Raw genomic sequence first — 21,092 nt, 5'->3', positions numbered from 1 at the left:
TTGAATTTTGTTAATTTTTGAATTAACATCTATTTTTAGTAACACATTAAGGTTTGTTATATGAAAGATCAGGCTCGGGTTGTAGTAATTGGAGGTGGAGTAGTTGGGTGCTCTATCCTATTTCATCTTGCAAAAATGGGTTGGAAAGATGTCATCTTGCTTGAAAGGGATGAACTTACTTCAGGTTCTAGTTGGCATGCAGCTGGCTCGTTCCACACTATTAGTTCTGATCCTAATGTTTCAAAATTACAAGATTACACAATTAATCTTTATAAAGAAATTGAAGAGACTTCAGGTCATTCAATCAGTATGCATAAAACTGGAGGCTATTACTTAGCATCTAATCAAAATTGGCATGATTATCTCAAGCGAGAGCGCTCGAATGCTAGATCTTTAGGTTTAAATCAAGAATTTGTTTCTTTAGATGAAGTCATAGAAAAACACCCATTAATTAATCCTGATCATTATGTTGCAGCACTTTGGGATCCTTCTGATGGTGATATTGATCCTTCAGGAGTTGTATATGCATACGCAAAATCAGCACGAGTTCATGGTGCAGAATTCTATACTCATACGCCTGTTATAGAGACTAATCAGCGATCTGATGGTTCTTGGGATGTTGTAACTGAAAAAGGAAATATTCATGCTGAATATATAGTTAATGCTGGTGGTCTGTGGGCTAGAGAGCTTGGTCGTATGTCTGGAATTCATTTACCTGTAGTTCCAATGGAACATCATTATTTAATTACTGAAGAAATTGAACAAGTCGCGAACTTGAAGGATGGGCAAAGACTGCCAAGTTGTATTGACTTTGAGGCTAATATTTATACCCGACAAGAAGGTACGGGCATGTTGTTGGGAACATATGAGCCTCGCTCAACCCCTTGGTCTTTAGATGGAACACCACAAACATTTGGTCATGATCTACTGGAGCCAGACTTGGATCGTATTGCGGATCGATTAGAGCTTGCTTTTGAGCGAATTCCAGTACTAGGAACTACAGGTATAAAGAATATAATTAATGGCCCATTTGTTTTTTCACCCGATGGGAATCCAATGATAGGACCTGTTCCAGGAATGAAAAACTACTGGACTGCAGTTGGGGTAATGGCAGGCTTCTGTCAAGCAGGAGGTGTTGGGAAAACTTTGGCAGAATGGATGATTGATGGAGAGCCTTCTGTCGATGTTTGGGCAATGGATATTGCCCGCTTTGGAGATTTTGCAACACCTGAATGGGGTGTGATTAAGTCCTCAGAAAATTATGAACGTCGCTTTGTGATGACTTTTCCAAATGAGACACTACCAAAAGGCAGGCTTCAGAAAACAACATCAATTTATGACCGCCTTACCCAGAAAGGAGCTGTATGGCAAGATACTTTTGGACTTGAAAATGCACTTTGGTTTGCCAACTCTCCAGATGATGCTTATGAAGAGCCAACATTTCACAGATCAAGATCTCATGATTACGTAGCTAAGGAAGTCGAAGCTGTGAGGGGGTCTGTTGGAGCAAGTGAGGTTGCTAACTTCGCCAATCACAAGTTTACTGGTAAGGGTGCTAAAGCATTTTTGAATAGGTTATTGGCAGGTAGGATTCCAGGCCCCGGAAGAGTGAATTTGACACCTATGCTTTTGGAGAGTGGTAAGCTCAATGGCGACCTCACAGTTGCCTGTATTGACGAAGAAACATTCTACTTATTCGGTTCAAGCGTTGCACAAAATATGCATCTTCGCTGGTTTGAGATGCATCTTGAGGGTGTTCAAGATGTTTTCTATCAGAATATGACAGATGATTTTCATGGCATTGCGATATCGGGTCCAAACTCTCGAGAACTGTTATCAAGGCTTACTCGGGAAGATGTGAGTTTAGAGACATTTAAATTCAGAGATATCAGAGATACATTTATTGGGGGCGTGCCGGCACTCTGCACCCGAATTTCATTTACTGGAGAGCTTGGCTATGAGATTTATGTGGCGCCTCAGTACCAACTGAAACTCTTTGAGGCTATAGAAGAGTTAGGGGTAGATCTTAACCTCAAGTGGTTTGGAGGAAGAGCTTTGATGTCTATGAGGCTTGAGAAAAGTTGGGGTGCATGGACTATGGACTTCAGGCCAGACTTTACAATAATGGAGTCAGGACTTGATTTCTTTGTGGACTGGGATAAAGACTTTATAGGAAAAAAAGCAGCATTAATTGAGAAAAAGAATGGACCAAGCAAAAAGCTTTCAGTAATACATATCGATACTGAAACCGATGTCAGTGGTGACGAGGCAGTGATGCATAATGGGGAGTGTGTTTCCTATATTACTTCAGGGGGCTATGGACATTCGGTTAAAAAATCACTTGCGATGACCTATCTTCCAGTTGAATTAATTGACTCCAATGCAAAACTTGAAGTAGAGATATTGGGAGAGTTCAAAGAGGCATCCATTGTCATGGAGCCCCTTTATGATCCGTCTGGATCTAAAATGAGATGACCATTGAGGATTATTAAATGAGTTTTACATCAGCTAAAAGACACCATGCAAAAATAGGCTCTCACCTAAAAGGTGAAGAGGATATCTATAGTCTAAATAAACATGCATTAGGCCCCGGAGAGCTTGCTGAGTCTGAATGGCTAGAGGCTGGTTTGGCAAACCCAGATATGACAAAAATAAGACAATATAGATTAAAAAGAGTACGAGAGAAACTTGTTGAGCATGACTATGCTGGCATTCTTCTCTACGATCCATTAAATATTCGTTACGCAACAGACAGTACAAATATGTCTTTGTGGACCTCCCATAACGCTGCTCGTTACGCACTTGTAATGACGGATGGTCCTGTCATTATTTTTGAGTTTGATGCCCATGATTTTCTATCAAACCACAATCCTTTAATTACTGAAGTCAGACATGCAGTCACCTATTTATACTTTACTGCTGGAGATAAAAGCAAAGAGAGGGCTAAGATATGGGCATCTGAAATTGTTGATATAGTTAATGAATATGGTAAAGGAAACAAAAACTTAGCAATAGATCATTGTGCTCCCGAGGGCATTCATGAACTTCAAATAAATGGCCTTAAGTTGAAAAATGGAGAGGAAGTGATGGAGCTTGCTAGGCTTATTAAATCAGAAGATGAGATAAAAGCTATGAAGCGGTCTATTTTTGCATGTGAAAAGTCAATTGAGCTTATGCGAAATCACTTTAAGCCTGGAATTACTGAACAAGAGCTTTGGAGTCGTTTTCAGATGGAGGCTGTCTCTAGAGGTGCAGAATGGATTGAAACTAGATTACTTGCCTCAGGACCCAGAGCAAACCCTTGGTATCAAGAGTGCTCATCACGCCCCATTTTAAGTGGAGAGTTAATGGGTTTTGATACTGACTTGGTTGGCTCATATGGATACTGCACAGACATGTCTCGAACTTGGTTGTGTGGTGATGGGAAGCCGACTGATGAGCAAAAAGAAATTTACACTATGGGTTATGAACAAATACAAAATAATATGGAGTTATTAAAACCAGGTACAACTTTTAAGGAATTAACTTTAAATTCTAAGGAGTATTTAAAGGATGAATTTCGACATTACTCAGTACTTTTTCATGGTGTAGGCTTATGTGATGAATTTCCTGCTATACCATTTAGCTGGGAGTTAAATGAGAACAGTTTTGATGGAATCTTAAAGCCTGGCATGGTTATGTGTGTTGAGACCTATGTTGGTCGCTATGATGGAGGTCCAGGTGTTAAGCTTGAGGAGCAGGTTTTAGTCACTGATAATGGTTATGAATTATTAACTAACTACCCTTTTGAGTCTGAATTACTCCTCTAAATATTATGAATACAATTCCAAATACAATGAGTGCAGTTATAACAACTGGTCATGGAGGATTTGAAGTACTTGAGTTTCGAAATGATATTGAAATTCCTCATCCAAAGTCTGATCAAGTATTAATAAAAGTCCTAGGTGCTGGGTTAAATAATACCGACATAAATACTCGTACTGCTTGGTATTCAAAGTCAGTTTCAGGCGAAACTAATTTAAATGATTCCTATGGCCATTATAAGGATGGTGGTTGGGAGGGCGTGCCTCTTAATTTTCCTATTATTCAAGGCGCTGATTGTTGTGGTGAAATTGTTTTGGTTGGTGATCAGGTTGATGCTCATAGAGTTGGTGAGAGAGTTTTAGTTAGAACTATGCAACAATATGCAGTTGACTATAGGCCATATGAATGTTGGACAATGGGTTCAGAGTGTGATGGAGCCTTTGCACAATATATGGTTGCTTTTAGCAAAGAGACTTTCAAGATTGATAGTGATTGGAGTGATCTAGAGTTAGCAACAATTCCTTGTGCATACTCGACTGCAGAGAATCTCTTGGAGCGCTCTAATGTTAAAAAGGATGAAGTTGTATTAATTACAGGAGCCTCTGGAGGTGTTGGATCTGCTGCGATTCAATTAGCAAAAAGAAGAGGTGCTAAGGTAATTGCAATTGCAAGCAAAGAAAAATCTCTTGAAGTCCAAAAAATAGGCGCAGATATTGTTATAAACCGAGGTGAGAGTATTACTGGAGCTCTGGAGGCTGAAAGTATTGATGTGGTTCTTGATTTAGTTGCTGGAAGTCAATGGAGTGAGCTGCTTGAAGTTCTCAAAAGGGGTTCTAGGTATGCTACTGCTGGTGCTATAGCTGGTCCAATCGTAGAGCTTGATATTAGAACACTATATTTAAAAGATCTTACCTTAATGGGTTGTACTGTTCAAGATGAACAGGTTTTCAAAAATTTAATTGGATATATCGAAAGAAATGAGATTAAACCACTAGTTGCAAAAAGCTACTTGCTTAAAGATATTGTTAATGCCCAAAAAGACTTTATATCAAAAAAATATACTGGAAAACTTGTTCTTATCCCTTAATTTCTTATAAGATTATTTTTCTTTACCTGCCATAAATTCTTTCCAGAGGACATAGCTACTAACTCCAACCCACATAAGAGGTTTTGGCATTAGTTTTTTTGGAGATTCTTCATCTTTAAAGTTTGGAATAAGGCTATTTTTTTCATCACTTATTTTTTCAGCTGTAATAATTCCAATAGCGGTTCCTTTAGCAGTTCCAAGACCATTTTGGCAGCAAGCTGAATAAACTCCTTCATCAACTTCACCTTGAGCAAAGACATTATTAAGGCTAAGGCAAAGTCTTCCTCCCCAGGAGTATTCCATAGACATTTTTTTGAGAATTGGAAAGCGTGCTTTGAATGATTCATTATGACTATTAGCTGCTGCGCTCATAAATGAATCTTTAGCCTCCATACTTGGATTATATGACCACCTATTTCTTACCAAAATTCTATCACCACCAATTCCAGAGATGCGCCTCACAGAAGAACCCATAGCATCTGCTGAAGTTAATCCCCATTCAGGAGAGCCTCCTAGGGAATTAGATTCATCCAAGGTTAATTCTCTTGTTAATGAGGAGTATGTAAAAATTGTCATTAAGCTATTTTTAAAATAACCAAAACGCTCAACGATGCCGTTAACTGCTAATATAATTTTTGGACTTGAAATTGACCCATAGTTGGTTTTCGCTTTCCAAATCTTTAGTCCATCATGACGCCCTTCATCCTCTAGTGCAATGACTGGTGAGTTTTCATAGATGACTACATTTGATTTTTTAGAAATACCATCTGCTAATGATTGGATATAAAGTGCAGGCTGAAGCATTGCTGTACCTGGAGTCCATAGTCCATTTATATAGTAGTCGGTGCCGGTTAGACTTTTCATTTCTTGTGCATCGAGCATTTTGTAAGCTTCACTCGTTTTGTCTAGATGTTTTGCATAATCAGTATTGAATTTCATACCCTTTTTTGATGCTGCTGCGTTCGTTTTACCGACAAGTTGTATCGCTTCAGCTGGCATTTCATATTCCTCTGAAGCTCTCTTAGCGAATTCAATTGCAGAGCGATTAATCAGGGTTTGTTCGCGATCTTTTTCGAGGCTTCCTAGATAATCATCAGAGGCTAAGTTGTGAGGAAGATCAATCATGAATCCAGAGTTTCTTCCTGCAGGCCCCTCTCCAATTTCACAGGCTTCAACTAAAACAATTTTTGCACTTGCATCTATTTGATTTAGTCTTCGAGCGGCTGACAAGCCAGCAAACCCACCTCCAATAATTAAATAATCTGCATTGATATTATCCAAAAGATTTTGGTTAACTGTTCTGGTTGGAAGGATTTCTTTCCAGCCAGTTCTTCCAGGATTTATAGGAATCTTAATATTACTAGCCATTGTTAATTATTTGGTAAGGTAATTTTTGACATGCGCCCCCCATCAATGGTATAAACCTCTCCAGTTATGAAGCTTGACTCATTGGAAGCAAGCCATGAGACTAAAGCGGCTACCTCTTCGACTTTTCCAGTTCTATTAAGTGGGTGTATCGAAGCTATATTATCTTTAAAAGAACTTGGATCTGGCATTGAATTAATAAAATCTTCATTGAGTTTAGTATCAATCCATCCAGGTGCAACTGCATTACAGCGAACACCATCAATTCCATGATCGATTGCAACTGCTCTTGTAAGGCCATGAAGACCAGCCTTACTTGCACAATAAGCAGCATGCTTTGGATTAGCTCCAATGCCCTCGATAGAGCCAATATTAACTATGCAACCCTTTGACCTAATAAGATGTGGCATAGCAAATTTGCTCATTAAAAAAGGCGCAGTTAGATTTAAAGAGAGGGTGTTATTCCAACTATCAATTGATGTATCTTGGATTAATGCTTCCTCCATCATCCCTGCATTATTAACCAGAACATCAATATATCCATATTTTTTATAAATTGTACTAATACTCTCTAAACATTCTTGTTCATGTTTTAAGTTAAATTCATATGAGTCAAATAATTTAGATTTACTGCGCTGAATAGTGCAAACTTTTGCCCCCTCCATCTCAAAGCGTTTTGCACAAGCCAAACCAATACCTCTAGAGGCCCCTGTAATGACGATAACTTTATCAGTAAACCGCTTTTCCACCATTAATCTCCACTAGAGAACCACATATATATCTTGCTTCATTTGAAGTTAAAAATGTAATAACATCTGCAATTTCTTCAGGCTCCGCTATATGACCAATAGGAACTGATTGGTTTAATTCATTAATTGCATCATTAGAATCCAGACCACGTATTTCGAAACCAGTTCTGAGCATAGGAGTATTAACCTCATTAGGACAAACGGCATTAATACGTATATTTTGATGAGCATGATCCCGTCCCAAACATTTCGTCATAGTGGCTAAAGCAGCTTTTGTAGTACAGTAAATTAGGTGGTTAGGACCTGGATTTATACCCCAGCATGATGAGACATTTACAATTGAACCACCACCAGCATTTGACATCAACGGAATTATAGATCGAACAATACGAAATGGAGCCTCAACATTAATAGCCATTGACATCTCGTAATCATCATCAGATGTATTAGTAATGTCACCTCGTCTCATTAAGCCAGCATTATTTACTAATATGTCTATTTTTTTAAATTCCATCATAACGTTATTAACTAAATTATCACAATAATTCTTGTCACTAAGATCACCTGGAAAAGCAACAGCTGTTCCACCATTTTTTTGGATCTCTTTTACAAGTTTATCGAGTTGATCTTGAGACTTATCTGCAAGAGCAAGAGTAATATTTTGACTAGCATATTTATGAACAAGCGCTTTACCAATGCCACCACATGCTCCAGTAATCAAGGCAATTTTAGAATCTTTAATTTTTTTCATGTTTTAATATTCTTGATTTAGAGCCTCCATTGTTGGAATTGAAATTTCTCTTCTGGCTATATAGTCTAGAAGCTCTTCATCTTTATCCTCACTTAGTTTTGGCTCTTGGTAGTCATCTAATAATTTCTTAGCAGTTTCAAGACCTCTTTGAATTGTGTCTTTGCTGCCATCAGCTTGCCACTGTTCAATAGAGTTATTGTCAAATAATTTAGGCATAAAGAAGGCTCTTTGAAAATTTTCCATTGTATGTTCATGTCCAAGATAATGCCCTCCTGGACCAACATCCCTAATTGCAGCCAAGCCTTCATTAAAATCATCCCAACGAATTCCCTCAGCCATTCTGTATCCCATTTCACATTGCTCTGCATCAACAACAAATTTAGCCATTGAGCAATGCATTCCAGCTTCATTCCATCCTGCAGAATGCCAAATATAGTTTGCTCCTGATAAAAGAACTGCCATCATTGTTGAGGCACTCTCATAACCTGATTGGGCATCAAAAAGTTTTGAGCCACCCAGTGTATTTGAACTTCTCCAAGGGACTTTATAATGTCGTGCCATTTGTCCAATCATAAAATTCATTAATGAAATTTCAGGTGTTCCAGCCATTGGTGCTCCAGATTGCATTGATACAGTTGCCAAGTAATGTCCATATATTGCGGGTGCACCTTTACGAATCACCTGAGTATAGGCAAGTGCTGAAAGTGCTTCAGCATTAACTTGAGCTACTGTTGGAGCAACACTTGCAGGTGTATTGGCTCCACCAAGAACAAATGGGGAGCATAAAACAGGCTGATTGTGTGCTGAAAATACTCTTAGTGCTGAGAGCATAGTTTGATCCCAAACGAGTGGTGAATTTCCATTTATATTTCCTGTAACTACTGGATTTGAGTCTATGTATTTTTCTCCAAAAAGAATCTTGCACATTTCGATAACATCTTCAGCATTTTTTCCACTACTTGTCATGCCCATAAAAGTTTTATCAGAGTGTTTCATTGATGAATAGGTAATACGAAGGTGTCTGTGTGATATGGCGTGATCCATGGGCTCAACAATATGATGAGCACTTGAGTGAATTGCTGGAAGCATATGAGAAAGCTTATGAAAATTAGCAAGATCATCCAGTGTTGGCATGCGTCTTTTATTTTCTAGATCGGTAAGAAAGGGCGCACCAGTCATTGGAACAAAAATGGAGTTGTTGCCCCCTATTTCAAGAGATTTTTTTGAATCGCGAGCATTCATTGTAATACTTTCAGGAATTGTCGCAATCAGTTCGCGTATTAGACCTCTATCAAAGCGAACACGCTCACCATCTACATCTGCTCCAGCTTCTTTCCAATGCTCTAGAGCAATAGGATCATGAAATTCAACCCCAACATCCTCTAGAATTGACAAGGAAGCATCATCCATCTTTTCTATTTGCTCTTCACTCATTGGTTCAGTTAGAGGTAGGTTTCGCTTCAATGTTGGAAGCATATTAATTTTGACTTTTAATCTATCTGATCTTCTAGCATCCCTACCAAGGCGTTCATTATTGTGTGCCATAAAATTTATCCTTACTACTCCCTTAATATAACTATTCTATGACAGTTACTCGATAAGGTCAACTTAAATAATGAGCAGCTAAAACCTTGATAAATAGCTATTAAAGAGTAAAATTAATATTTTTCTTAAATTGTTATTAATACATGTCAAACCAATCAAATAATTTTATAGCTGGTGACTGGGTGCAGGGCACTAGTTCGATAGCAAACATTAATCCTTCGGATACTAATGATATTATCGGACAGTTTGCTCAAGCAAGTAATGCACATTTAGATGATGCACTAAATGCTGCTCAAATAGCTCAAAAAGAGTGGGCAACTACAGGCTTAGAACAGCGTCAAGCAGTATTGATGAAGATTGGTGAGGAGATGATGTCTCGAAGCTCTGAGCTAGGCGAATTATTATCTCGAGAGGAGGGAAAACCACTTGCAGAAGGTAAAGGAGAGGTTTATCGAGCTGGACAGTTTTTCACGTATTTTGCTGCAGAAGTCTTGCGTCAAACCGGTGATACTGCTGATTCAGTCAGACCAGGAATCGAGATTGATATTCGAAGAGAGCCGATGGGAACTGTTGCAATTATTTCACCCTGGAATTTTCCTACAGCTACAGCAAGTTGGAAAATTGCCCCAGCATTAGCTTTTGGAAATGCTGTAATTTGGAAGCCTGCAAACTTGACACCTGCAAGTGCAGTTGCTTTGACTGAAATAATTTCAAGACAGGACATACCTAAGGGTCTATTTAATCTAGTAATGGGATCTGGTCCCTCTATTGGCCAAACTTTAGCTGAAAGTCCTAAGGTTCATGCAATAAGTTTTACAGGCTCCTATAATGTTGGCCTCCAGATTGCTAATGCAGCAGCAAAAAATTTGACTAAGTTTCAATTAGAGTTAGGCTCAAAAAATCCATTAGTTGTTATGGATGATGCTGATATTGAGGTGGCAGTTAGTGTTGCCTCTGCTGGAGCATTTGGAAGTACTGGGCAAAAATGCACAGCTTCTTCTAGGCTTGTTGTCCACGAGGCAATTCATGATGAGTTTGTGGAGCGCATGCATCAATCCACCTCAGCTCTTAAAGTTGGTCATGCTCTTGAGGAAGGTACTCAAATAGGACCAGCAGTGAGTCAGCAGCAATTAGACTCAAATCTAAATTATATGAGCCTGGCAAAAGAAGAAGGATGCGAGATCGTTTGTGGTGGACACCAGCTGGAGCTTGAAAAGCCTGGATTTTACATGCAGCCCTCCTTATTAATTGGTGGCAATAACTCTATGCGCGTAAACCGCGAAGAGTTATTTGCACCTATGGCTTGCGTTATCAAAGTTGCAGATTATGATGAGGCACTAACGGTTGCTAATGATACGGACTTTGGCCTGGTTTCAGGAATTGTAACAAAGTCTTTATCAAGAGCTAATCACTTTAGAAGAAATGCTGAAAGTGGATGTGTTATGGTTAATCTCCCAACTGCAGGGACTGACTATCATGTTCCATTTGGCGGTAGAAAAAATTCAAGTTTTGGTCCTAGAGAGCAAGGCTCATATGCTAAAGAGCTTTATACTCAAGTTAAAACTTCTTATATTTCTGGCGGCAATCCTTAATGGCGCATCAATCTCTTTTTATTGACGCTCTTCAATACAATAATTGGAGTGAGGAGGTTTTTAAGCAAATTCAGGAAGGTGGTCTGAGTGCAATTCATGTCACCATTTGCTATCATGAAGATTTTCAGGAAATGGTTCAGAATGTAATTGATTGGAATCGGTATTTTGAAAATTATTCAAATATGATTTTTCATGGAAGAACAGCAAGTGATGTTGAAAAAGCTCAAAAAGAGGGTAGAACTGCAATATTTTTTGGTTTTCAAAATTGCTCTCCTATTGAGGATAATATTGGACTAGTAGAAATATGTCATCAGCTAGGTGTCAGGTTTATGCAATTAACTTATAACAATCAGAGCTTGTTAGGAACTGGATGTTATGAAGATAATGATCCTGGCATCACACGAATGGGTAAGCAGGTTATCAAAGAGATGAATAGAGTTGGACTGGTTGTTGATATGAGTCATTCAGCAGAGAAATCCACACTTGAAGCTATTGAAATTTCTGAAAGACCTATTGCTATTACTCATGCAAATCCAACTTTTTGGCATCCTGCATTAAGAAATAAATCTAATAAGGTTCTTGAGGCTTTGGGAGAAAGTGGCAGTATGCTTGGCTTCTCAGTTTATGCTCACCACCTTAAAGATGGTACTAACTGTTCACTAGAAAGTTTCTGCAATATGGTTGCCGAAACTGCTGAAATTATGGGTGTTACAAATATTGGCATAGGTACTGATTTATGCCAGAATCAGCCTGATAGTATTGTTGAATGGATGAGAAATGGAACTTGGACAAATGAGCGAGATTATGGAGAGGGATCTGCTAGTTTTGCAGGTTTTCCTGACCAGCCTCAATGGTTCCGTGATAACCGCGATTTTATTAATATTGCTAATGGTCTAGTGAGTGTTGGTTTTAATAATAGTGATGTAGATCTCATAATGGGTAAAAACTGGCTAAACTTTTTTGAGGCATCATTTAAACCTTTATAATAATAATTATGACTACAGAAACTTTAACTATTGATAATGAATCTGATTTTATGAGATCCCCTGAAAAGGTCATGCGTCTCGATAGAATGGGTTCTTCATTCCCTACTCGCTTAAGTTTTATGCGAACTCTGATTAGGCGTATGGCTCGGGAAAATTGGAAGTTTGAAAGAACCCGTCGTGAAGTTGATAAAGATGGTTATGGCTTAAGTATTTATGCAGTTACTACACCTCATAGGACATATTCATTAGTAGGGTTTACTCAAAAAATACCTGATGAAATGAGAACGGATCGAGTTATTGCAGAAGTTTGGGATGCAACCTTTAATCTCTTTGATGGCGTGCCAACACAAGATGATATTGATTATTTAGCAATCAACACTCCTAAACAGGAGGGGGGTCGGTATAGACCAAGTGAGCTTGCTTTGGCAAGAGCAAATAAAAGTTTAAGAGTTTTTAAAAATGCAGTTGATTCATTATCAAAAGGTCAGCAACCTGATTTTGATTTATTAAAATCTGTTGGTTATTTGATGAGAACTTCTGCAGTTTATGGAAGTGGTAAATTTGGCTGCGCTGATAGAGCAAAAATTGCTGATCGAGAAGAGTGCAAAGCTCCATTTCAAATGGAGTTATTAACTGTTTACTTAATTCGCTGGTTTACAATTGACTCAGTTGAAGAGCTTGCAAAGGAAAGGGGTGGTAAAAAAGCAGTTAAACTTAATAAAACTTCAAGGCAATTTATTGGTGTGGGAAATGCTACGGGACTTGGAATGGCCCCATTTTTACTTAAACACCCAGCATTAATTCATAACTGGGTTGTTGCTAAAGAGACTGCATTAGCTAGGGTAAGGTCAATTGAAACACCTCTTGAGGGGACTCTTGAAGCTTTCCATAAATCCCTACTTCAAGTTAGTCAACATATCGATGAGTGGAATGTTGATGATGCTCTTCAGTCTGATAGAATTTTATGCCTAACTGACGAAATACAAGCTCTAAGAATTTGGTGTGAGGATGAGTTAAATATATCCAGACCATATCCTTGGAATGGAATTTATCATTTTGTAGAGGATAATTTCTCATTAGAGTGTCAAGAGATGATAGTTTCCTTAATAATTGAGCCTCATGGTTTGTTAGTGGACGATCTTGCTGAGACAATGTCAACTAACATGATTCCAAAATTTGACGCAGATATGTCATTAGCCCAGTTAAAAGAGGTTGTTGAAGATTCATACCAATGGGCTACTAATATTGATTTTTCTTTGAAAGAATCACAACATCATTTTTGGTATTATTCAGAGGATAAATTGGAGCCTAGATTTGGCTCTAAAGGCGTTGATGATGGTGTTGAGCAAGAGATGCCATTAGCTATTGGAAGAGACGTGAGCGAACTTAACAACTTACTATCAGTCACATCTAATGATATTTCAATCAGTGAATTTGTAATGATGTACCCAGAATTTAGACATATTATTCGAAGAATTCAGAACACTTTTTTAAGACCTTATTCTGAAGTTCAAGATAACTTACTGAGTGAATCTATGCGACCAATAGATCTTTTGCGTTTTAAATTAGCATTTTTTGGTGCCTCAAAGTTTGATCCAAAGTCGGACTTATGGACCAGGGTTTCAATGTATCAAGGCGCCCCAATGCCTGATCAGTTGTCACAGCCAAACTATGACTCTTGGTCTTTTCCAATTGCGGAAAGACCAAATCATATTCTTAAATAACTTTTAAATGTCAAAAAGTTATTTAAAGATTTCATTAAATGAGATTCTTTTTTATTTCACGAGAGCAGCATCTGGGGTAGATGTGCCGATTGGTTTGTCTGAAGACTTTGCTAGAAGTAATATCTGGATTTCAGAAAATGGTTTTGATCCTTCTTTAGTAAGTCTTCAAGCGCTTGATAATCTTGATTCTAAAACAAGCAGTCTGTCAATTAAGTTTGAAAAAGCAAATGAAGATCCACATTTATTTTGTCCTGAGAATAAATTATTATCAGCCCTTAAAGCTTCTGTAAGTTGTGTTGATTGGTTTGAAGTTAAAGGCTCCTCTAGTCAACTAAAAATTAGTAATGTTGACTCTCCATTTCTGGTCATATCAGCTTTAGGAGCAAATAAACTTATAGGCCTAAAAGTATTATGGATTGATCAAGACAAGAATAATTATCAAGTTAACTTTATCGATAGTGAAGAATGGGAAATTGTAAGTTCGTCAACAAATCCAATAGAGTTAAGTTCTAATGCTGATATATTTATTTCACCTATAGAGTCAGATCATATAATTCATAAAGATAATTCAATTAAAAAATTTAATATAACTGAAAAAAAATTAGAAATACTTAATAATGGTGTTGAGGTCAAAGAGAATTGGCAAGAAATTTATGATTATTTTTCACGCTGTCTCGTTAAGTCAAGCGCTGAGTCAAGAGCTTCAGGCGCAGGTGCAGGATTAGTTGACTCGGACTAGATTAGCACTCAATAAAGCTAACAGCTAAACCACCTAAAGATGTCTCTTTATATTTATTTGACATATCTAGGCCTGTCTTTCGCATTGCTTCGATGCACTGGTCAAGTGAAATTAAGTGTTCACCACTCTCCCTAAGAGATAGTGAGCTAGCAGTATATGCTTTAACAGCACCAAAACCATTTCTTTCAATACATGGGACTTGGACAAGCCCTTTTACTGGATCACAAGTCATTCCTATGTGATGTTCTAAAGCCATTTCTGCAGCATTTTCGATTTGAGCAGAAGAACCACCTCTTGAGGCACATAGTCCAGCAGCAGCCATAGAAGATGCTGAGCCAACTTCCCCTTGACAGCCAACTTCTGCACCTGATATTGAGCTATTATGCTTAATTAGTCCACCAATTGCAGAGGCTGATAAAAGGAATTGACGAATTTGTTCGGGAGTTGCTGATTTATGTTTATAGTAATAATATAAGGTAGCTGGAACCACTCCTGCTGCACCATTAGTAGGGGCTGTTACAACCATATGCCCTGCTGCATTCTCTTCGTTAACTGCCATTGCATAGGCACAAAGCCAATCACTAGTATTTGCATTTTCTAAATCATTTTGTAAACTTTGATGTAACCTCATTGCCCGCCTCTTTGTATTTAATCCACCTGGAAGAATGCCTTCTGTTGAAAGACCATGTTCAACACAACTTTTCATTGCATCCCATATCTCATCAAGTTTCTTATTAAGAATTTCTTCAGGCATATTTTCTAGTTCATTTGCAAGCTTCATCTCCCAGATTTTTTTGTTACTTTTTTTAGACATTTCTAGCATTTGATCTGAGTTGTCAAAAGGATAGGGATATGCCGAACTTGGTTCTGATGCTATCGGAGCTTCAATATTTTCTATTTCATTAAGCGTTGATATAAATCCTCCACCTATTGAGAAATAGGTATGGGAAATAAGTATCTTATCTGATTTATCCAGAAGGTCAAAAACTAGGCCATTAGGATTTTGTTTCAATGAGTTTCTGGTATCAAAAATAATATCTTCTTCAGAAAAAAATGCTGCTTTTTGGCCCTCATTTATATCAAGACTTTTGGAGTTCCAAGTGTAATCAATAACTTCATCCATATTTTCTTTAATTATGGTGTGTGGAAGGTATCCATGAAGACCAAGTGTTACAGCCCTATCAGTTGCATGACCTACTCCTGTATATGCTAAAGAGTCTTTTAAGGTGCACCTAATATGATATTTATCAATCTTAGTGTTTGTTTCTACAAAGAACCTAACATGCTTCATAAATTCATTAGCTGCGATCATAGGTCCCATCGTATGTGAGCTTGATGGTCCAACACCAACTTTAAAGAGGTCTAATACACTGATAAACATAAGAAAGCAAAACGGCTAAAAGAATATATTCTACATTATTGATTGATTTGACGCTATTAATAAATTTCATCGAATAATGAATTGTTTTACATCTATTCAAATATATAATTAATTATTTACAGTCATATTTTATTTAGGAGATTTGAATGAATGCTTTGTTTGCATCAGATAACGTTACTAGCGCATGTCCTGAGGTTATGGATGCTTTAATTGCAGCAAATTCTGGCATTGCAGAATCCTATGGAGATGATGAATGGTCTAAAGCTTTAAAAACTAAATTATCTGAAATTTTTGAAACTGAAGTTGAGGTTTTTCTCGCAGTTTCTGGAACTGCCTCTAACGCATTAGCGCTCTCAGCATTAGCGCCAGTTTTTGGTAAAATTTATTGCCACGAATTGTCACATATTAATACTGATGAGTGTGGAGCTCCTGAGCTTTTTACAGGTGGAGCAAAGCTAATTCCTATGCAAAGTAGTGATGGAAGAATTAAGCCTAAAGATCTTTCAGAAATGATAAGAGGATCAGGGAATGTTCATGTTACTCAGCCTTCAGTAGTTAGTGTTACTATGTCATGTGAAACTGGAACAGTGTATCAATTAGATGAGATAAAAGCTATTTCTAAAATAGCACAGGAACATAAAATGAGCGTGCATATGGATGGAGCCCGGTTTGCAAATGCTCTTGTTTCTCTTAATGTCAGTCCAGCAGAAATGACTTGGAAATCTGGTGTTGATGTTCTAACATTAGGTGGCACAAAAAATGGTTGTCTTGCAGCTGAAGCAATTGTATTTTTTAAACCAGAAATGGTTGGTAATTTTCCGTATTTGCACAAAAGATCTGGCCAACTTCTTTCAAAAATGCGCTTTGTTTCTTCTCAGCTAAAAGCCTATTTGACAGATGATTTATGGATTAGAAATGCACGTCATGCAAACTTAATGGCAAAAAAACTGAGTGAGGGTTTGAACGCCTTTTCTAGTATTGAGCTAGCTTATCCAACTCAGTCTAATGAGGTTTTTATCCATCTTCCACGAGAGCTTATAGATTATTTAAATAATGCTGGCTATAATATAAATGAAGAAGAGCTCGATGGAAAAGCTGTTAGATTTGTAACTGCTTGGAACACTGAGTTGAAAGATGTTGATCAATTACTGGATGTTATAAAAGAGCATTCAAAATAAATTTATTAGACAGGAGTAATTAACATGGAAAATCTTGACTTTTATAAGTCCATTGCAAGCACCATAAAATATCCATCACAGGCCTATATTAATGGCAAATATCAAGATGCAATTTCAGGAAATGTGTTTGAAAATATTAATCCTGCAACAGCTGAAGTTTTGGGTACTGTTTCTCATTGTGACCATCTTGATGTTGATATTGCTGTTAAAGCAGCTCGTAAATCCTTCGATAATGGGGAATGGTCAAGGTGTGCACCAGAAAAACGAAAAGAAGTCTTAATGAAACTTGCAGATCTTATCCGTCAAAATGCTGATGAGCTGGCTGTTATAGAAAGTTTGGATAGTGGGAAAACTATTACGGATTGTTTAGATGAAATTGGTGGAGAGGTGCCTGATTTTTTCCAGTGGTATGGTGAACTTATTGATAAGACTTTTGGTAAAGTTGTTCCAACTGGTGAAGATGCTGCAGCTTTTATTGTTAAAGAGCCTGTAGGTGTTGTTGGTTTGGTTGTTCCATGGAATTTCCCACTACTTATGGCAGCATGGAAGATGGCTCCCGCATTAGCCGCAGGGTGTTCAGTTATTGTTAAACCAGCTGAGCAAACACCATTGACAGCAATTCGTCTTGCTCAGTTGGCTGAGGATGCTGGAGTTCCACCAGGGGTAATTAATATTTTGCCAGGGTTTGGTGAAACGGCTGGAGAAGCATTAGGGCGACATTCAGATGTTGATGTTATGTCTTTTACTGGCTCTACAGAAGTTGGCGGATATTTCCTAAAATATTCTAGTGAAAGTAACTTGAAAACAGTTGGGTTAGAGATGGGTGGTAAGAGTCCATTTATAATTCTTGATGATGCAGAAATAACTGACGATTTAATAGAAAATGCAGTCTCTTCTGCATTTTGGAATGGTGGTCAAAATTGCTCTGCAAACATGCGACAAATAGTTGATAAACGCTTAAAAGATGATTATCTTCATCGCATTATTAAACTTACTGAATCATATAAGGTTGGAGAACCACTTGATCCAAATACTGATTTAGGATCGATGATTACACAAGAGCATCAACAACGTGTTTTAAGTTATATTGCTAAGGGCTGCGATGAGGGCGCAAACCTGATAGCAGGAAAAAATGGTGCAATGGATCGAGAGGGTTATTTTATCCAGCCTACAATTTTTGATAATGTTGATCCCCAATCAACTATTGCCAAAGAGGAAATATTTGGCCCTGTTTTGGGAGTTGTTACCGTTGATGGAATGGATGAGGCTCTTCGAATTGCACGTGATACAGAATATGGTTTACATGCAACTGTTTTTACCAAAGACATTGGCAGAGCATTTCATATGGCTCGGCACTTGCCTGTTGGTACAGTTGGTATTAATGGTTTTACAGAGGGAGATATTAAAACACCTTTTGGTGGATTTAAAAAATCGGGATCTTTGGCACGTGATAATGGTACTGAAGCTATGGATCAATATCTGCAAACTAAAACAATTTGGTTTAATCTTTAGAAGGCCTTTTAGGTCTTTCAAAGTTAATTACAACCTAAATAAAGGTTAAATTATGTCAATAATATTAGCATCCACTGATTTTTGGGAGGACATGGATGTATGGTCAAATAGTCTTCGAATGGCAATGCCTGAGATGGATATAAATGTTTATCCTGATGAAGGTGACATTAATAAAGTTGAATATGCTGTAGTTTGGAAGCATCCAAAAGGAATACTAAAAAAATATCCAAACTTAAAAGCAATTCTATCCTTAGGTGCTGGAGTTGATCATATTATTAGTGATCCTGACCTCCCTAAAGGGTTGCCGATAATTCGTTTAGTTGATAAAAAATTAACTCATGAAATGTGTCTTCATGCATTACACTGGGTTTTGCATTTTCATAGTGATCAATATTTATATAGAATCCAACAATTTAACCATGAGTGGAATCAGAAAAGTTCTATCCAGAGTGAAGATCGAACAATTGGTATTATGGGGCTCGGGAATATTGGAAAAAGTATTGGTGACTTGTTAGTTAATTTAGATTTTAAAGTTATTGGTTGGGGCGCTAGAAAAAAAGAGGCTCTTGGATTAATAGATTATTCATTTGGTAAAGACAAACTTTCTAGTTTCCTTAGTAGAGCAGATATTCTAATTAATGTTCTTCCAAAAACTCAGAATACTGCTAATCTCCTTTCAAAAAAAGAGCTTGAATGTTTACCCAAAGGTTCTTTTATTATTAATATTGGTAGAGGTGGAATTATTGATGAATCAGATTTATTAATACTATTAGATAATAACCATATTGCGGCAGCTGCTTTAGATGTCTTTACAGAGGAGCCTTTGCCAGAAAATAATTCACTTTGGAGCCATCCTTCAGTATATATTACACCCCATATAGCAGGGCAAAGTAATCCTAAATCTGCTGCAAAAACTATTGCTGAAAATATACATAATATTCAAAAGGGAAAATTACCATATCCTATATATAGCAATGAAAACGGATATTAATTAGGCCAACTTTCTAGAAAGTAATCACGAGTTAAATTGTAGATCAATAAACGTTAAAAGTAATATTTAATTAATAAATATTATTTATATGATTTCAAACCTAATTGAATTCAACTAAAGAAACTATTCTTATATAATATTATTCTTTAAGATAAATCTTATGTCAAAGGTATATAAATGTTAACTACTTCTTTGCATCAAATGCATCTTGATGCAGGCGCTAAGATGGTGCCTTTTGCAGGTTATGAAATGCCTGTTAATTATCCCCTTGGAATAAAAAAAGAACATCTTCACACTCGTAATAATGCTGGTCTTTTTGATGTCTCACATATGGGCCAAATTAAACTTACAGGGAGTGGTGTAAAAGAGGCTCTAGAATCTCTGGTACCAGTTGATATCATTGATCTGCCTTTAATGAGACTTAGGTATGCCCTTTTCACTAATGAACATGGAGGAGTGATAGATGATCTCATGGTTACAAACCTTGGTGACAACAGTTTATTTTTAGTTGTAAATGCTGCTTGCAAAGATGTCGATTTTAAGCACCTTAAAAAAGAGATAGGTACCGATTGTAATGTGGAGTATCTTGATGATATGGATTTATTAGCACTCCAAGGCCCAAAAGCATTTACTGTATTAGAAAGACTTACGCCAGAAGTTGATGATATGAAATTTATGACTGCTAAATATATAGATATTAATGGAATTAAATGTATGGTTAGTAGATCAGGCTATACAGGAGAAGATGGCTTTGAAATTTCTCTTCCATCAAAGCATGCTGAAGAGTTAGCTCGACTTCTTATATCTGATGATGCAGTTGAGTGGGTTGGTCTTGGAGCGCGTGATTCACTTCGTTTAGAAGCTGGATTGTCTTTATATGGTCATGAACTAGATCCGTATCATAGTCCTGTCGAGTCCTCGTTAACTTGGGCATTATCAAGCGTTAGAAGGACGGGAGGTATCCGTCATGGCGGCTATCTTGGAGATAAAGTGATTATGAATCATCTAGATAAAGGAGTAAAAAATAAAGTTGTAGGCATAAAACCTGATGGCAGAATGCCTGTTAGAGACGGTGCTTTGATTGAAGATGAATCAGGTACTGAAGTAGGAAAAGTTACTAGTGGAGGTTTCGGACCTAGTCTTGAGAAGCCAATAGCTATCGCAAGAGTGAGAATAAAATCTATTGACAATAAATCCAAACTCTTTGCTTTAGTCCGCGGAAAAAAAATTCCAATTGAGATTGTCAAACTTCCATTTGTTAAGCAGAATTATTTTAGAGGATAAAAATTAAAAAAAGGAGAAGTCATGAGTATTAAATTTTCAGAAGACCATGAGTGGGTTGAGCCAAAAGGTGATGATATGGTTGTAATAGGAATTACTGATTTTGCTCAAGAGCAATTAGGTGACTTAGTTTATGTTGAGCTTCCTGAGGCTGGAGATGAGTGTAGTCGTGGGGAAAATATTTCCGTTATTGAATCGGTCAAAGCGGCTTCAGACTTAGTTGCACCAGTATCTGGCACTATTGTTGAGGTTAATGGCCGGTTGGAAGATGAACCTGAGCTTGTTACAGAGGATTCAATGGGTGAAGGTTGGTTTATTAAAGTGAAATTATCGAGTCCTGAAGAGTTAGATGACTTGATGGATGAAAGTGCATACAAAAATTTTATTGAGGAATAAGGGTAGAGTCC

General features: G+C 37.4%; 17 protein-coding genes. 12 read left to right on the top strand and 5 right to left on the bottom strand.

The features are described 5' to 3' along the window. The first annotated feature begins 60 nt into the window (after positions 1-60). From CRN91_RS00900 to CRN91_RS00890, 3 genes are read left to right on the top strand one after another with little or no spacing between them, the layout of a single operon-like run. Positions 61-2,475 carry a GcvT family protein gene (locus CRN91_RS00900; protein WP_114114582.1) on the top strand — a complete coding sequence of 805 codons (2,415 nt, stop codon included), beginning with the start codon at positions 61-63 and terminating at the stop codon, positions 2,473-2,475. A gap of 17 nt (positions 2,476-2,492) precedes the next feature. Continuing rightward, positions 2,493-3,809, top strand: coding sequence for a M24 family metallopeptidase (locus CRN91_RS00895; protein ID WP_114114581.1), 1,317 nt, complete (start codon positions 2,493-2,495; stop codon positions 3,807-3,809). A gap of 26 nt (positions 3,810-3,835) precedes the next feature. Further along, complete coding sequence (locus tag CRN91_RS00890; RefSeq protein ID WP_114116038.1) at positions 3,836-4,891, top strand: alcohol dehydrogenase family protein; 1,056 nt, start codon at positions 3,836-3,838, stop codon at positions 4,889-4,891. A 12-nt stretch (positions 4,892-4,903) separates the two neighbouring features. On the opposite strand, the gene CRN91_RS00885 is transcribed toward CRN91_RS00890, so the two are convergent. Genes CRN91_RS00885 through CRN91_RS00870 form a run of 4 tightly spaced genes read right to left on the bottom strand, consistent with a single transcriptional unit; the run spans position 4,904 to position 9,301 of the window. Next, entirely contained in the window at positions 4,904-6,259 is a 1,356-nt protein-coding gene (locus tag CRN91_RS00885; RefSeq protein ID WP_114114580.1) for an NAD(P)/FAD-dependent oxidoreductase, read from the bottom strand. A gap of 2 nt (positions 6,260-6,261) precedes the next feature. Further along, the gene (locus CRN91_RS00880; RefSeq protein ID WP_114114579.1) at positions 6,262-7,008 is read right to left on the bottom strand and encodes an SDR family NAD(P)-dependent oxidoreductase; all 747 of its coding nucleotides are present in this window, start codon (positions 7,006-7,008) and stop codon (positions 6,262-6,264) included. Further along, positions 6,986-7,756: an SDR family NAD(P)-dependent oxidoreductase gene (locus tag CRN91_RS00875; RefSeq protein WP_114114578.1), complete on the bottom strand. Its 771-nt coding sequence runs from the start codon at positions 7,754-7,756 to the stop codon at positions 6,986-6,988. The genes CRN91_RS00880 and CRN91_RS00875 overlap by 23 nt, the downstream gene beginning before the upstream one ends. Before the next feature lie 3 nt (positions 7,757-7,759). After that, the gene (locus CRN91_RS00870) at positions 7,760-9,301 is read right to left on the bottom strand and encodes a trimethylamine methyltransferase family protein (RefSeq protein WP_114114577.1); all 1,542 of its coding nucleotides are present in this window, start codon (positions 9,299-9,301) and stop codon (positions 7,760-7,762) included. 143 nt (positions 9,302-9,444) lie between these two features. On the opposite strand from CRN91_RS00870, the gene CRN91_RS00865 reads away from it, so the two are divergent. Genes CRN91_RS00865 through CRN91_RS00850 form a run of 4 tightly spaced genes read left to right on the top strand, consistent with a single transcriptional unit; the run spans position 9,445 to position 14,342 of the window. After that, a complete protein-coding gene (locus CRN91_RS00865; protein ID WP_114114576.1) occupies positions 9,445-10,893 on the top strand; it encodes an aldehyde dehydrogenase family protein in 1,449 nt (482 codons plus the stop codon). Continuing rightward, positions 10,893-11,879 carry a membrane dipeptidase gene (locus tag CRN91_RS00860; protein ID WP_114114575.1) on the top strand — a complete coding sequence of 329 codons (987 nt, stop codon included), beginning with the start codon at positions 10,893-10,895 and terminating at the stop codon, positions 11,877-11,879. The genes CRN91_RS00865 and CRN91_RS00860 overlap by 1 nt, the downstream gene beginning before the upstream one ends. 8 nt (positions 11,880-11,887) lie before the next feature. After that, positions 11,888-13,603 carry a hypothetical protein gene (locus CRN91_RS00855; protein ID WP_114114574.1) on the top strand — a complete coding sequence of 572 codons (1,716 nt, stop codon included), beginning with the start codon at positions 11,888-11,890 and terminating at the stop codon, positions 13,601-13,603. A 7-nt stretch (positions 13,604-13,610) separates the two neighbouring features. Beyond that, positions 13,611-14,342, top strand: a complete 732-nt coding sequence (locus tag CRN91_RS00850) for a hypothetical protein (protein ID WP_114114573.1) — start codon at positions 13,611-13,613, stop codon at positions 14,340-14,342. Between the two features lies 1 nt (position 14,343). Here CRN91_RS00850 and CRN91_RS00845 read toward each other — a convergent pair whose 3' ends face one another. Further along, positions 14,344-15,723: an L-serine ammonia-lyase gene (locus CRN91_RS00845; protein ID WP_114114572.1), complete on the bottom strand. Its 1,380-nt coding sequence runs from the start codon at positions 15,721-15,723 to the stop codon at positions 14,344-14,346. Positions 15,724-15,869: 146 nt separating this feature from the next. Between CRN91_RS00845 and CRN91_RS00840 the strand changes: the two genes are divergently transcribed. The 5 genes from CRN91_RS00840 to gcvH all read left to right on the top strand — a co-directional run bounded on the left by CRN91_RS00840 (position 15,870) and on the right by gcvH (position 21,081). Further along, positions 15,870-16,901, top strand: coding sequence for a threonine aldolase family protein (locus tag CRN91_RS00840; protein WP_114114571.1), 1,032 nt, complete (start codon positions 15,870-15,872; stop codon positions 16,899-16,901). Between the two features lie 24 nt (positions 16,902-16,925). Next, positions 16,926-18,413, top strand: coding sequence for an aldehyde dehydrogenase (locus tag CRN91_RS00835; RefSeq protein WP_114114570.1), 1,488 nt, complete (start codon positions 16,926-16,928; stop codon positions 18,411-18,413). 52 nt (positions 18,414-18,465) lie between these two features. Further along, positions 18,466-19,404, top strand: coding sequence for a 2-hydroxyacid dehydrogenase (locus tag CRN91_RS00830; protein ID WP_254424949.1), 939 nt, complete (start codon positions 18,466-18,468; stop codon positions 19,402-19,404). A 177-nt stretch (positions 19,405-19,581) separates the two neighbouring features. Continuing rightward, positions 19,582-20,688 carry a glycine cleavage system aminomethyltransferase GcvT gene (gene gcvT / locus CRN91_RS00825; protein ID WP_114114569.1) on the top strand — a complete coding sequence of 369 codons (1,107 nt, stop codon included), beginning with the start codon at positions 19,582-19,584 and terminating at the stop codon, positions 20,686-20,688. Positions 20,689-20,709: 21 nt separating this feature from the next. Continuing rightward, positions 20,710-21,081 (top strand): glycine cleavage system protein GcvH, encoded by a 372-nt coding sequence (gene gcvH, locus CRN91_RS00820; protein WP_114114568.1) that lies wholly within the window; start codon positions 20,710-20,712, stop codon positions 21,079-21,081. Positions 21,082-21,092: the final 11 nt, after the last annotated feature.

The sequence above is a fragment of the Candidatus Thioglobus sp. NP1 genome (assembly GCF_003326015.1).
Lineage (GTDB): Bacteria > Pseudomonadota > Gammaproteobacteria > PS1 > Pseudothioglobaceae > Pseudothioglobus > Pseudothioglobus singularis_A.
The sequence above is the reverse complement of the archived record's forward strand: the minus strand, read 5'-3'. Positions and strand labels throughout refer to the sequence as shown.